13 protein-coding genes and 1 rRNA gene are annotated in these 12,544 nt (G+C 64.7%); 5 read left to right on the plus strand and 9 right to left on the minus strand.

The genetic code is table 11. The features are described from left to right. Positions 1-101 (plus strand): 5S ribosomal RNA (gene rrf, locus CFB43_RS32315); the annotation flags it as partial. A 138-nt stretch (positions 102-239) separates the two neighbouring features. Here the strand turns inward: rrf and CFB43_RS32320 are convergent. The 4 genes from CFB43_RS32320 to CFB43_RS32335 all read right to left on the minus strand — a co-directional run bounded on the left by CFB43_RS32320 (position 240) and on the right by CFB43_RS32335 (position 2,267). Continuing rightward, positions 240-956: an O-methyltransferase gene (locus CFB43_RS32320; RefSeq protein WP_089498229.1), complete on the minus strand. Its 717-nt coding sequence runs from the start codon at positions 954-956 to the stop codon at positions 240-242. 106 nt (positions 957-1,062) lie between these two features. After that, the gene (locus CFB43_RS32325) at positions 1,063-1,365 is read right to left on the minus strand and encodes a 4Fe-4S dicluster domain-containing protein (protein ID WP_373452570.1); all 303 of its coding nucleotides are present in this window, start codon (positions 1,363-1,365) and stop codon (positions 1,063-1,065) included. Continuing rightward, the gene (locus CFB43_RS32330; protein ID WP_089498231.1) at positions 1,362-1,670 is read right to left on the minus strand and encodes a hypothetical protein; all 309 of its coding nucleotides are present in this window, start codon (positions 1,668-1,670) and stop codon (positions 1,362-1,364) included. The genes CFB43_RS32325 and CFB43_RS32330 overlap by 4 nt, the downstream gene beginning before the upstream one ends. A 12-nt stretch (positions 1,671-1,682) precedes the next feature. Then, positions 1,683-2,267 carry an RNA polymerase sigma factor gene (locus tag CFB43_RS32335; protein ID WP_089498232.1) on the minus strand — a complete coding sequence of 195 codons (585 nt, stop codon included), beginning with the start codon at positions 2,265-2,267 and terminating at the stop codon, positions 1,683-1,685. 537 nt (positions 2,268-2,804) lie between these two features. Between CFB43_RS32335 and CFB43_RS32340 the strand changes: the two genes are divergently transcribed. Beyond that, entirely contained in the window at positions 2,805-4,634 is a 1,830-nt protein-coding gene (locus tag CFB43_RS32340) for a methyl-accepting chemotaxis protein (protein WP_089498233.1), read from the plus strand. A gap of 49 nt (positions 4,635-4,683) precedes the next feature. Here the strand turns inward: CFB43_RS32340 and CFB43_RS32345 are convergent, their stop codons facing one another. From CFB43_RS32345 to CFB43_RS38115, 4 genes are all read right to left on the minus strand, one after another. Then, positions 4,684-5,148, minus strand: a complete 465-nt coding sequence (locus CFB43_RS32345; protein WP_089498234.1) for a GNAT family N-acetyltransferase — start codon at positions 5,146-5,148, stop codon at positions 4,684-4,686. Between the two features lie 109 nt (positions 5,149-5,257). Beyond that, positions 5,258-5,629 (minus strand): nuclear transport factor 2 family protein, encoded by a 372-nt coding sequence (locus CFB43_RS32350; RefSeq protein WP_089459778.1) that lies wholly within the window; start codon positions 5,627-5,629, stop codon positions 5,258-5,260. 92 nt (positions 5,630-5,721) lie between these two features. After that, on the minus strand, positions 5,722-6,321 hold the full coding sequence (locus tag CFB43_RS32355; protein ID WP_089498235.1) for a hypothetical protein: 600 nt from the start codon (positions 6,319-6,321) through the stop codon (positions 5,722-5,724). An 88-nt stretch (positions 6,322-6,409) separates the two neighbouring features. Then, positions 6,410-6,613, minus strand: a complete 204-nt coding sequence (locus CFB43_RS38115; RefSeq protein WP_144023148.1) for a hypothetical protein — start codon at positions 6,611-6,613, stop codon at positions 6,410-6,412. Between the two features lie 91 nt (positions 6,614-6,704). Between CFB43_RS38115 and CFB43_RS32360 the strand changes: the two genes are divergently transcribed. From CFB43_RS32360 to CFB43_RS32370, 3 genes are all read left to right on the plus strand, one after another. Then, a complete protein-coding gene (locus CFB43_RS32360; RefSeq protein ID WP_089498236.1) occupies positions 6,705-8,210 on the plus strand; it encodes an aldehyde dehydrogenase in 1,506 nt (501 codons plus the stop codon). Positions 8,211-8,291: 81 nt separating this feature from the next. Continuing rightward, positions 8,292-9,683, plus strand: coding sequence for an aspartate aminotransferase family protein (locus CFB43_RS32365; protein ID WP_089498237.1), 1,392 nt, complete (start codon positions 8,292-8,294; stop codon positions 9,681-9,683). Between the two features lie 282 nt (positions 9,684-9,965). Beyond that, positions 9,966-11,351 (plus strand): purine-cytosine permease family protein, encoded by a 1,386-nt coding sequence (locus CFB43_RS32370; protein ID WP_089498238.1) that lies wholly within the window; start codon positions 9,966-9,968, stop codon positions 11,349-11,351. Positions 11,352-11,399: 48 nt separating this feature from the next. On the opposite strand, the gene CFB43_RS32375 is transcribed toward CFB43_RS32370, so the two are convergent. Further along, on the minus strand, positions 11,400-12,419 hold the full coding sequence (locus CFB43_RS32375; protein ID WP_089498239.1) for an AraC family transcriptional regulator: 1,020 nt from the start codon (positions 12,417-12,419) through the stop codon (positions 11,400-11,402). Positions 12,420-12,544 lie beyond the last annotated feature (125 nt).

Consider the following 12,544-nt stretch of genomic DNA (forward strand, 5'->3'; position numbering starts at 1 on the left):
AGCGAGTCGGTCCCACCCCTTCCCATCCCGAACAGGACCGTGAAACGACTCTACGCCGATGATAGTGCGGATTCCCGTGTGAAAGTAGGTAATCGTCAGGCTCCCTAAGCCAGAAACCCCCGCCCGACAAGGCGGGGGTTTTTGCATTGGCGCGGCAGAAATGCACAAGAAATCGGAGCGGGTGGCGGTGTTCTTTAGCCCGAGACCCCACGGAAGAAACGCTTCAACGGACTCCCCACTCAAGAAACGACGACCGTAAATTCAACCCCCGATTCAAAGTCCAGGGTCGTGGTCGAAAACCGCGGATCGTTGTCGAGATAGTGCTTGTACGGTCGAACGGCGTCCTCGGCCGTGTACATGTTGTCGGCCAGTACGACCGATCCCGGGCGCAGCAGGCGCTCGATCTGCTTGAAGAGTCTCAGATAGGCGTCGGCCCATACGTCGATAAACACCATGTCGAACGTACCGTCCAGTTCGGCGACGGTCTCGAATACGTCGCCCTCCCGCATGTCGACATAGGCATCCAGCCCCGCCGTCCTGACGTGATCGCACAAGCGTGTGAACTTGAGCGCATCGCGTTCGGTCGCGACGACCACGCCACGGCCCAACGTGCGCAGCGCCTCGGCGAAATACAGCGTGGAGACGCCGCATGAACTGCCGAGCTCGAGGATTCTGGCCGGTCGTTGCGAGAGCACCATGTTGCGCAAGAATCCGCCCGTTTCCGGCGACACGGCCAACGATAGCGGACTGCCTTCGGGGGAATCGAAGTCGTCGCTGGACAGCCCGAGCGTTTCGAGAAATCGCCCCCGCAGACGGGGCGCGATCGCTTCGTATTCCTCGGTGAGCGACAGAAAATCCTCGTTCGATCCCTGGAACTGCGCGCGGGCGCGGGCGACGATTTCGGTCCGGCTTTCTTCGTGGAGCCGCTGCAGAAGAGCGATGGTGGGTGACGCCATGTGCGTTTCCTTGAAGAGATTGATTCGGTCGACGACGTATTCAGCGGCGGCATCTCTCATCAGAGATGCCGCGCCGTCGCTCGATATACGCGATACACGGAGGTTGCTATACCGTTCGGGCGAGCGTGATTGCGCGTTCGGGGCATGCCGTCACACACAGTCCGCATGACCGGCACGCGTGCGCATTCGGCGTATAGGCGACCTTCATTCCATGCACGCGCTGCTTCAGGCGATGCATCAGATCAAGGCCGAGGTAATCGACTTTGTCGATGCGCCGGATCTCGAACACGTGCTCGGGACAAACGGCGACACAATCCCCTTTGCCTTCGCAGCGCTTCAGATCGACGACCGGCGCAATCACCCCCGGCTTCTGTTTGCAGCCGCCCGTTGATTTGTCGGGCATGTTCATTCTCCCGTGGGCCGGTGGCTGCCGGATCGCCACGCGGTCCGGAAATGCTCGCGTTCGTCGGGTGTCATGGACTCCCACTTGCGCCAGTGGCGTCGGCCGCGCCAGCCGTGATGTCCGCGGAATCCGCCGAACAGGATGCGGCTCAACACGAGCAGGCCCAGCGCATGGGCGAAGTCGATCGTACGGGCGCCGACGAATAGCGCCGGCATGACCCAGTTCCATAACATCATGACGACCCATCCGAGCACGCCCATCGCGATCAACACGAGAAGCGCCTTGCCTGCACATCTGATTCGGAAATTCATCTGTCGATTCCTCTAGGTGTTATCCAGTTCGTCATAAATGGGCTGCAGTCGGGCACGCAAATGCAAGACCGCATAGCGTTTGCGTGCGAGCAGCGTATTGAGCGCGACACCGCTTTGTGCGGCCATTTCCTTGAAGGACAGGCCCTCCAGCTCGTGTGCGATAAATACCTCCCGCTGATTCGTCGGTAATTCGTCGAGCGCATCCTGCAAGGCCTTGAGCACCAGCGTGCGCGCGTAGCGTGCTTCGGGGCCGGCATCATGCGCCGGTAGCGCGAGGTCCAGGCGATACTCACCGTTTGTGTCATCGTCGACCTCGGACAGATCGGTCAGCGGCTGTTCCTTCTTCTTGCGAAAACGGTCAACGATGCGGTTGCGCGCGGCACGGAAAAGCCATGCACTCGCCTGTTCGATTGGCGCAGGAAGTCGATACGCCTGTACGAATTCGTGAAACACATCCTGCAGGATGTCCTCGGCGTCGTCCGGGTCGCGAATCCGACGCCGGATGAAATTCACTAGCCTCGATCGTTCACGCATCACTGTCGCAGTGATGTCGCGGTCTGGGTCGGTCATCGTGTGCGAAGTGGGTGGCGATTCCATGTGCCTGAAGACGTTTCAGGCGCGCGAATATTGTGGCCAAAGAAAGAAATCTGCTGCTGAACGTGTCAGCATTGCGTAATACCCGTTACCGCCGGCCACGCGCCAAGGGGACACACATCGTAGGCGACCTATCAAGCACGCTTGCCAGAAAGGAAATGGTTACCTCGTCTCGTCCTCTTGCTTCGACACGCTGAACCCGGTGCGCTCCCGCAGTTGTCCATGAGGCAGTCGACCGGATCGCGATGCAGATAGACCGTCAACCCTTCGGCGAATCGGGACATGGCAACCTTCCGCGTATCCGGACGAGCGTTGCCAGCTCTTCAGGGCTCCCTGCTACACGCCCCGGTCAGTCCGCACGGTAGCCGCTCTTGTCGGCTCGGCCCGTCCGTCTTCCCATCCACGGTACTGCCGATCCCGTTGCCCACACTGGTCTGGCCAGTCAGGCCTTAAGTTCCCGCAGCCGCTGTCGTTAAACAGGACGTTGCCCGCTTTCGGCGACCCCATTCATATAACGCGGTAACGGAGATCGAAGTCATCATGTTGTCCTCGATTCGTGCACGGATACTCGCGACCTGCGTCGCCATCGTGGTAACGGCGTTGGCCGTGACAGGCGGCCTGGTCTATTACGTCGTCAAGCAACACAACGACGAGACAATCGACCAGAATCACAAGTCGATCCTCGCCGGGCACGCGCTGGCGATCAACGAATGGGTGGCCAGCAGAGGCCGGGAAACCCAGGCACTCGCGGACACGATCGCAATCGGCGAGGGCGACCCGCTGCCGGCGCTGAAGCTGCTTGGGAAGTCGGGCGGCTTCGAGGTGTTGACGCTCGGCCTGCCGGACAAGACCGCGTTCTCGAACGTGCCGCTCGCGCCCGGCTACGATCCGACAGCACGCCCGTGGTACAAGCAGGCCGTCAGCGCCGGCAGCCTGGTCGTGACGGCACTCTATCGTGACGCAACGACCGGCAAGCCGGCGGTTGCGTTCGCGGTACCCGTGGTGCGCGACGGCACGGTGAAGGGCGTGCTGGCCGCCAGCCTGTTCATGGAAAGTGTGAGCTCGATCGTGACCTCGGTACACCCGACACCTGCGAGCTTCGCATTTCTGGTGGACAAGAGCGGACGCGTGATTGCGTCGGCCAAGACCGACCTGATCATGAAGCCGGCCACCGGTCTTTCGCCGGCACTCGACGCCGACCACCTCGGCGCGCTGCAAACCGCGTCCGAGCCCGTCGCGGTCGACATCGACGGCGCCACCAAGCTGCTGCGGGCCCAGCCGATCGCCGGTACCGACTGGTCCCTCGTGCTCGCGCTCGACAAGGCCGACGTGACGGCCGGCATGCGCGCGGTCGCGACGACGACGCTGGCGGCGATCCTGATCGTGGCCGTGATCGCGGCCGCGCTCGTCGGCGCGATGACGAACGCGGCCTTCAAGCGCATCCTGCTGGTTCGCGACGCGCTGACGGATGTCTCGACCGGCAGCGGCGACCTGACGAAACGCCTGCCTGCCGACGGCGCGGACGAAGCCGCGCAGATCGCGCATGCGTTCAACCTGTTCGCCGAAAAGATCAGTACGATCCTGCTGCAGATTCGCGAGTTTAGCGAATCCGTCAACCTCGCGAGCGCGGAGATCGCGCAGGGCAACCAGGATCTGTCCGGCCGGACCGAGCATGCTGCATCGAGCTTGCAGGAAACCGCCGCCGCGCTCGAGGAAATCGCCGGCACGGCCCGCAACTCGGCCGATGCCGCGAGCCAGGTGAGCCGTCTGGCGGAATCGGCGTCGGACGTCGCGGTGCGCGGCGGCACGGTCGTCAGCGAAGTCGTCTCGACGATGAACGAGATCACGCAGGCGTCGAGCGAGATCGCCAACATCGTCGGCGTGATCGACGGCATCGCGTTCCAGACCAACATTCTCGCGTTGAATGCTGCCGTCGAGGCCGCACGTGCGAACGAGCACGGCCGGGGCTTTGCGGTCGTCGCGGGCGAGGTGCGTGCGCTCGCGCAGCGCAGCGCGCAGGCCGCCAAGGAAATCAAGCAGTTGATTCACTCGTCGGTCGAGAAGATCGAGGGAGGCTCGGGACTCGTCCAGACGGCCGGCACGACGATGAACGAAATCGTCGAGGGCGTGCGCAGCATCACGAGCGTGATTGCGGAAATTACCGTCGCCGCCAAGGAGCAGAGCACGGGGATCGAGCAGGTGAATCAGGCGGTGTCGCATCTCGACAATGCGACGCAGCAGAACGCGGCGCTCGTCGAGCAGTCCGCGGCGGCCGCGACATTGCTGCGCGAGCAGGCTGCCCGGCTCGCGCAGACGGTCGGCGAGTTCAAGCTCGAGGACCGCCGTGCGAGGACGTCGCAGCCAGCGTGAGAAGGGCGATACCGGGTACGTCCGGCGGCGGTGCCGACGGACGCTGCAATCAGATCGTGATCCTCAAGATCGGGAAGAACCTGCCCGGGACGACGCTCGATTCCTTTTCGCCGATTTTCTCGGCGCCGAGCGCCAGATAGAACGGAACCGCATTGGGGTCCGCTTCGATCACGAAGCTTCTGATCCCTCTCGCGGCGCTTTCCCTGCGGACCTCTTCCCACAATGCCCGGGCGACACCGCGGCCCATGTGGTCGGGATGGACGAACAGCCATCCGGGCGTCGGGCGATCGGATTCCGATGACGCCCGGACCCAGAACCCGATGATTGCCGCGCCGGATTCCGCAACGTATCCGATCGACCCGTCGATCGTCTCCGGCGCAATCGTGAGATCGCTCTGCCACAAGTCGAGCCAGTCCTGCGGATAGCCCCAGTGTGCCTTCGACATGCGAGCCAGTCGCGTGAGCGCGTCCGCGTCCGCGGTACGGGCTGCGCGTACGGTGAATGCTTGGTGCATCTCGTCTCCTGTGATGGCCGCCCCCTTCGTTGGGGTATCGCCCGGCTTGCATCGACTCGACGCCGGATTCGCCGCTTGCCGACTCGAAGGAAGGCCAGGCTCGGCGCGGCTACGCGACCTGCGATGCATGCCCGGCGGCGACGCGCCAGCCGGCGGATGATCGGCGCCAGAGCCGAGTATAGGCAAACATGCCGTCGAACGCCGTGCCGTCGAAATGGCCGGCGAGTCTCGCCTTCGTCGTGGTCAGGATCATCTCGCCGATCGCGTATGCGTGTGTTTCCTGCACATCGAGCCTGTCGAGGCGCAGCAGCTTCGCGCGATGCGCGGCCAGGTCGTCCTCCTTCGAGATGACCTGGCCGGTCGGGACGGTGAACACCAGGTCGTCGTCCAGCAACGCATCGAGCGCTTCGACATCGCTCGCCAGCATCGCGGCACGAAGGGCGATTTCACTGGGTTCGATCGCTGTACGGATTGCATCCATTTCAGGGCCTCGCATCGTCTCTGAAGGGTTGTGGTTCCGCTCATACCGGTGAGCAACAGCAGCAACGAACATGCCGCACCGACGAATACCGTCTATCGCGCGTTCGACAGCGATTGGCGCCGGACGAGCATCACCACGCAGATGCCGATCGATGCGATGACGTTGACGGCCGGATAGAACGCGACCGCGACGCTCCATGTGCTCAATGCCAGCAAGGCCAGCACGTACTTGAGCACGCACAGCGTGAAATACGCGAGGCTCTCGCTCCACGGATCGCGGATCGTCTTGCGGACGGTCGGGCCGAGGCCGGCCAGCTCGATCAGCGTGACCAGACAGATCGAGAGCGTCGGGTCGTCGGTCAGCATCCACAGCGGAATGGCTGACAGGGCCGTGACCAGGAAAAACCAGTCGACGCGTGTCCAGCCGCGTTCGCCCCGAAAGAGGCTCGCCACCAGCGTCAGAAAGCAGGTGACGGCAATGGCCGCCGTGCACCACGCGGACGGCCCGGCACCCGCGACGAGCTGGCCGGCCGCCGCGATCGCCGTGACGACCGACCACACGAGCCAAGTGAACAGATGCGGGCGAACCTTGCGCCGGTAGATGGCGAGCGCATACGGAATCGCCGCCAGCAAAGACACGGCCGTTCCGATCACGCCAAAGATTGAAGCGGTGCCCTGATCGACACTGATCATCGACGCATCCTCGTTCGCGCAGGCCGACCAGTATGTGGTCGGATGGGCCGGCGCGCAATGTCGTACCGGCCAGATGTCGCAGCGGGTGTCACATCGCGGCGCACTGGGAAGCCGATGCGATCACACGCAAACAAACGGCACCGGGATTGAGACGTGGCAGGAAAACCCACTGCGCGACCGCAAAATGAATAGAAATAACCTCTTCAATGAGAAGAAAAACTGTTCTTTCAAATCTCTTTTTGACGACCGACAGTTGGCCAACCGGACGACTGCGGCGATGCGCGGCGGTCATGGGCATCGGTCGTGCCCGCTGGCGCTTTCGTCGGGTCGAGTTCAGGCGCAGAACAACGCATACACGCCTGGTCGTCAAAACGGAGTCTCGAATGAACCCAACTTCAGCAGAAACTCATCAGCACGCGGACTGGAGACGTCTCGCGGCGCAAGTGGTCCCGAGCACCCTCGCGCATATCGGCGGGCGCGGCGTGGCGGCTCGAAGCGGCCGGACGTTCGCCGCGATCAATCCGGCGACGGAGGCCGTCATCGCGGAAGTCGCGTCGTGCGATGCACCGGACATCGACGACGCCGTGCGTGCCGCGCGTCACGCGTTCGAATCCGGCGCCTGGTCGCGTTGCGCGCCGGCCGAGCGCAAGCGCGTGCTTTGCCGGCTCGGCGAACTCATCGCAGCGCACGGTGCGGAGCTCGCGCTGCTCGACTCGCTCAACATGGGCAAGCGCGTGGCCGACGCGTTCAGCATCGACGTGCCGGCCGCCGGCGGCCTGTTCAGTTGGTACGGCGAAGCCGTCGACAAGCTGCATGGCGAAGTCGCGTCGACCGACCCCGGCAACCTCGCGGTCGTCACGCGCGAACCGTTGGGCGTGGTCGGCGCCGTGGTGCCGTGGAATTTTCCGCTCGACATGGTCGCGTGGAAGGTGGCGCCGGCGCTGGCGGCCGGCAACAGCGTCGTGCTGAAGCCGGCGGAGCAATCACCGCTGTCCGCGTTGCGGCTCGCGGAACTGGCGCTCGAGGCCGGCCTGCCGCCGGGCGTGCTGAACGTCGTGCCGGGTTACGGCGAAACAGCAGGGCGTGCGCTCGGGCTGCATCCCGACGTGGACGTGCTCGCCTTCACCGGATCGACGGCCGTCGGCAAGAAATTCCTCGAATACGCCGCGCAGTCGAACATGAAGCAGGTGTGGCTCGAGTGCGGCGGCAAGAGCCCGAACCTGGTCTTCGACGATACGGACGATCTCGACCTGGCCGCCCGCAAGGCGTGCTTCGGCATCTTCTTCAACCAGGGCGAGGTGTGTTCCGCCAACTCGCGGCTGCTGGTCCAGCGTTCGATTCACGATGCGTTCGTCGACCGGCTGATTGCGCATGCCGCCGCGTTCATGCCGGGCGATCCGCTCGATCCGGCGAGCGGGATGGGCGCCATCGTCGACGAGCAGCAGCATCGGCGCGTGCGCGAGTGGATCGTACGCGGCCGCCATAGCGCGACGCTCGCGATCGGCGGAGGCGCGCCGCGCGTCGACGGCAAGGGCTACTTCATCGAGCCGACGATCTTCATCGACGTGAAGCACGACGACGCCATCGCACGCGAGGAGATCTTCGGGCCGGTGCTGTCGGTGATGGCGTTCGACACCGAGGACGAGGCCGTCCGGCTCGCGAACGACTCGATCTATGGGCTGGCCGCATCGCTCTGGACCGGCAGCCTGTCGCGTGCGCACCGTGTATCGGGCCGGCTGCGTGCCGGCACGGTGTCCGTCAACACGGTCGATGCGCTGAGCGCGCAGACGCCGTTCGGCGGGTTCCGCCAGTCGGGCTTCGGCCGCGATCTTTCGTTGCATGCGATCGACAAGTACACGGGCCTCAAGACAACCTGGATCAGTTACTGATTCGACGCGGCAGGCTGCACGCGGTTGCGCCGCGCAACACGACAACGCTTTTCATCCACACAACGAACCGGAGACTCGCCCATGAATGCGCCCCACTTTCCGCATCGTACGACGCAGGACTATCAACGCAGCGACGCCGCCCACCACCTGCATGCGTTCGTCGACCAGAAGGCGCTGAACGAGGAAGGCGCGCGCGTGATGGTGCGCGGCGAAGGTATCCATCTATGGGACAACGACGGCAACCGCTACCTGGACGGCATGTCCGGGCTGTGGTGCACCAACGTCGGCTATGGCCGGCCGGAGCTGGTCGACGCCGCGGCGCGGCAGATGAAGGAACTGTCCTACTACAACATGTTCTTTCATACGACGCACCCGTCGGTGATCGAACTGTCGGAGCGGCTGTTCGCGCTGCTCGGCAATCGCTTCAGTCATGTGGTGTATACCAATTCGGGATCCGAATCGAATGAAGTGCTGATTCGCACCGTGCGGCGGTTCTGGGACGTGATGGGCAAGCCGCAGAAGAAGGTGCTGATCGGCCGCGTGAACGGCTATCACGGGTCGACGGTGGGCAGCGCATCGCTGGGCGGGATGGCGTTCATGCACGAAATGGGCGACCTGCCGATTCCGAACATCACGCACGTGGACGAACCGTACTGGTACGCGAATGGCGGCGACCTGAGCCCCGAGGCATTCGGCAAGCAGGCGGCGCTGTCGCTCGAGCGCAAGATCCTGGAGATCGGCGCGGAGCGCGTGGCCGCGTTCGTCGCGGAGCCGTTCCAGGGCGCGGGCGGGATGATTTTTCCGCCGGACGGCTACTGGCAGGAGATCGAGCGCATCTGCCGCCAGTACGACGTGCTGCTCTGCGCGGACGAAGTGATCGGCGGCTTCGGCCGTACCGGCGAGTGGTTCGCGCATCGTCACTTCGGCTTCGAACCGGACCTGATCTGCATGGCCAAGGGGCTGACCTCGGGCTACGTGCCGATGGGCGGGCTGATCATGAGCCGACGCGTCGGTGATGCGTTGGTCGACAAGGGGGGTGTCTACGCGCACGGGTTGACCTATTCGGGGCACCCGGTCGCGGCCGCCGTCGCACTGGCCAACCTCGACGTGCTCGAGCGCGAAGGCCTCGTCGAGCGGACGAAGACGGATACCGGGCCGTACCTGCAGAAGGCGCTGCGCGATGCGTTCGGCAATCATCCGCTCGTCGGCGAGATCCAGGGGGTGGGCGCGGTCGGCGCGATCCAGTTCGCGAAGAACAAGGCGACGCGCGAGCGCTTTGCGAACGAGGCCGACCTGACCTGGCACAGCCGGACGGTCGGGTTCGAACTCGGCGCGATCGTGCGTTCGACGAACGGCCGACTGATCGTGGCGCCGCCGCTGGTGATCGATCACGCGCAAATCGATGAACTGGTCGACACGATGCGCAAGGCCGTGGATGCCACCGCGCGCGAAGTGCTCGGGATCGACTGCTGATCGTTGAGCGACGCGCTCCCGTCCGATGAAAGTCGGGCGGGGCGGATCGAACCATGGAGACTGCTGCGTGCAGCCGCCGCGGCGGCTATCCGACAAGTTGAAGACTGGGCGTCGTGAGCGGTGGTCGCGATAAGGCGATGTGCCGCCGACTGCGTATTGGTAAGGAATGCAAATGGAATGGCTCGTGTGTTGAAGTCCGCACGGCTTTGAGCCGGCCACGTATTCCCGGTCAGCCTTCAGCCCCAGAATCCACGAACATCACAACAGAAACAAGGAGACGAAATGAGTCACGGCGAGTCCATTGCTCATCTCGAGGAAAGCACCATCCAGCCGATTCCGCTGACCGAGCGGCACGGCAGCGCGAAGGACCTGTTCACGATCTGGTTCGGGTCGAACATCATGATGCTGACGATCGTCACCGGATCGCTCGCGACGACGGTGTTCAAGCAGCCGTTCTGGTGGGCGGCGCTCGCCACGCTGGTCGGCAGCCTGATCGGCGCGGTGTTCATGGCGTTGCATTCCGCGCAGGGGCCGCAGCTCGGTGTGCCGCAGATGATCCAGACCCGCGGGCAGTTCGGGTCGTTCGGCGCGCTGCTCGTGGTCGGGCTGGTGGTCGTGATGTACGTGGGCTTCTTCGCGTCGAACTGCGTGTTCGGCGGGCAGGCGCTGCACAGCCTGAGTGCCGACATTCCGCTCGATGCGGGCGTCGTGGTGATCGGCCTGATCAGCCTGCTCGGATCGATCTACGGCTACACGCTGATCCACGCGTATGCGCGGCTGTTGAGCTGGTGCTCGGGCAGTGTGCTCGTGCTGGCGTTCGTGTGGATCATCTGCGTGCACGGACTGCCCGCCGATACGTTCTCGAAGCATTCGCTGAACCTGTCAGGCTTCCTGGGCGCGATGTCGGTCGCCGCGCTGTGGCAGATCGCCTATGCGCCTTACGTGTCGGACTATTCGCGCTACCTGCCGCCCGATACCGGGCCGCGCACGGCGTTCTGGTCGAGTTACTGGGGCTGCGTGCTCGGCTCTTTCTTCCCGATGCTGCTCGGTTGCCTGGTGGGGCTCGCGACGCCCGACGGCAATGTCGTGAGCGGCCTCACGGGCCTCACGCAAGGGATCAGCGTGCTCGTGATCGTCGCGCTGTCGTTCGGCATCGCGGCCAGCAATGCGATGGAACTGTATTGCGGCGCGCTGTCGGCCATCACCGTGCTGCAGACGCTCTTTCCGTCGTGGTCGGGCAAGGCGCGTGCGCGGGCGATGACCGCGATCGTCCTGTGCGGCATCGCGCTCGCGATCGCGCTGTTCGGGCAGGACAATTTCCTCGCCGGCTACACGAACTTCATCCTGCTGCTGCTGTACGTGCTCGTGCCGTGGACCGCGATCAACCTCGTCGACTATTACCTCGTGTGTCACGGCGAGTACGACGTCGATTCGTTCTTCCGGCAGGACGGCGGCATCTACGGGCGCTTCAATACGATCGCCGTCGGCTCGTATTTCATCGGCATCGTCGCGCAGGCGCCGTTCATGGCGACCGATCTCTATACCGGAGAACTGGCGAGCCGGCTCGGCGGCGCGGACGTGTCGTGGATCGTCGGTTTGTCGCTGACGTCGCTCGTCTACTACGCGGGGTGCAAGCTGTTCTCGCGGCCGCTGCAGCGCGTCGCGTGAGCGTTTCCGTGTCGGCCGGGCATTCAGTGTCGACGGCTACGTGCCGCATCATCCGCTCGCCACGCCCGGCTCTCCCTCCGCCGCATGCACGTCCCGCCGGAACGCACCCGGGCTCGTGCCCGTCCACTTACGGAATGCGCGATGAAACGCGCTCGGCTCTGTGAAGCCGAGCTCGGCCGCGATCTCCGCGACGCTGAGCGCATTGCCGCGCAGCAGCGACTGGGCCAGCGCGCCGCGCAGCTCGTCCTTGATTGCCGCGAAGCTTTGCCCTTCGCTGCGCAGCCGCCGCCGCAGCGTCGCGGGCGTCGTGCCGAGGCGCACGGCCAGCGTATCGAAGTCGGGCCACTCCGCGGCCGGTCGCGCCTTCAACTGCGCGCGCGTCTTCGCGACCCAGCCCGTATCGTGCCGGTAGCGGACGAGCAGATTGCCGGGCGCGCCGCGCAGGAAGGTCTTCAGCGCCTGCTCGGAGCGGATCGTCGGCAGCGCGAGGTATGCGGCGTTGAATGCGAGCCGGCTGTCGGGCCGGTCGAAATGCACGGGTACGCCGAAGAACTGGTGATAGTCGCTGCGCTGGTCGGGGCTCGGGCATGCGAAGTCGATGCGCTGCAGCGGGATGCGCCGGCCGATCAGCCAGCACGCGACGCCGAGCAGGATCAGCCAGAACGTCCGGTATGCGAACGCCGGGTAGGGCGCGCCCGTCTGCGTCAGCACGATCTGCGCCTGCCCGTCGGCCACGATGAGCTCGCCATGCGGCTCGTCCAGCACCACGCGCAGGAACTGCAGCGTGCGCCGCAGCGCCTTGTCGAGCGTGCCGGCGTGCAGCACCGCATGGCACAGCAGCGTGAAGCTGCCGCGCCGCATCGGGCGCGCGGCGAGCCCGAAGAATTCGTCGTCGAGCGCAGCGGCGATCGCGAGCCACAGCCGGCCGTACTGCTGCGGCGTGACGGGCTCGCGCACGGCGGCCGGCAGGCCGGCGGCGCGTAGTACGGCCTCCGTCGGAAGGCCTTGCCGGCGCAGGCATGCGAGCGCGTCGTCGACGAAATCCGGCGAAATCATCTGCGGCCCCATTTTCCTGCATCCTCCCGACATGGCAAAAGCGATCACGATTCTAGATTCGGTTTGTCATTGATTGCAATGTACGGGCTGTCTACTATCGAACTATCCCCGACGCGCCCCTGGCTCGCCGGCGGCTA

It is taken from the genome of Burkholderia sp. AU15512 (genome assembly GCF_002223325.1).
Lineage (GTDB): Bacteria > Pseudomonadota > Gammaproteobacteria > Burkholderiales > Burkholderiaceae > Burkholderia.

Coding starts and splice junctions, on each gene's coding strand:
- CFB43_RS32340 (WP_089498233.1), top strand. CDS start 2,805: ATGTTGTCCTCGATTCGTGCACGGATACTCGCGACCTGCGTCGCCATC.
- CFB43_RS32330 (WP_089498231.1), bottom strand. CDS start 1,670: ATGAATTTCCGAATCAGATGTGCAGGCAAGGCGCTTCTCGTGTTGATC.
- CFB43_RS32325 (WP_373452570.1), bottom strand. CDS start 1,365: ATGAACATGCCCGACAAATCAACGGGCGGCTGCAAACAGAAGCCGGGG.
- CFB43_RS32320 (WP_089498229.1), bottom strand. CDS start 956: ATGGCGTCACCCACCATCGCTCTTCTGCAGCGGCTCCACGAAGAAAGC.
- CFB43_RS32365 (WP_089498237.1), top strand. CDS start 8,292: ATGAATGCGCCCCACTTTCCGCATCGTACGACGCAGGACTATCAACGC.
- CFB43_RS38115 (WP_144023148.1), bottom strand. CDS start 6,613: ATGACCGCCGCGCATCGCCGCAGTCGTCCGGTTGGCCAACTGTCGGTC.
- CFB43_RS32345 (WP_089498234.1), bottom strand. CDS start 5,148: ATGCACCAAGCATTCACCGTACGCGCAGCCCGTACCGCGGACGCGGAC.
- CFB43_RS32370 (WP_089498238.1), top strand. CDS start 9,966: ATGAGTCACGGCGAGTCCATTGCTCATCTCGAGGAAAGCACCATCCAG.
- CFB43_RS32375 (WP_089498239.1), bottom strand. CDS start 12,419: ATGGGGCCGCAGATGATTTCGCCGGATTTCGTCGACGACGCGCTCGCA.
- CFB43_RS32350 (WP_089459778.1), bottom strand. CDS start 5,629: ATGGATGCAATCCGTACAGCGATCGAACCCAGTGAAATCGCCCTTCGT.
- CFB43_RS32335 (WP_089498232.1), bottom strand. CDS start 2,267: ATGGAATCGCCACCCACTTCGCACACGATGACCGACCCAGACCGCGAC.
- CFB43_RS32355 (WP_089498235.1), bottom strand. CDS start 6,321: ATGATCAGTGTCGATCAGGGCACCGCTTCAATCTTTGGCGTGATCGGA.
- CFB43_RS32360 (WP_089498236.1), top strand. CDS start 6,705: ATGAACCCAACTTCAGCAGAAACTCATCAGCACGCGGACTGGAGACGT.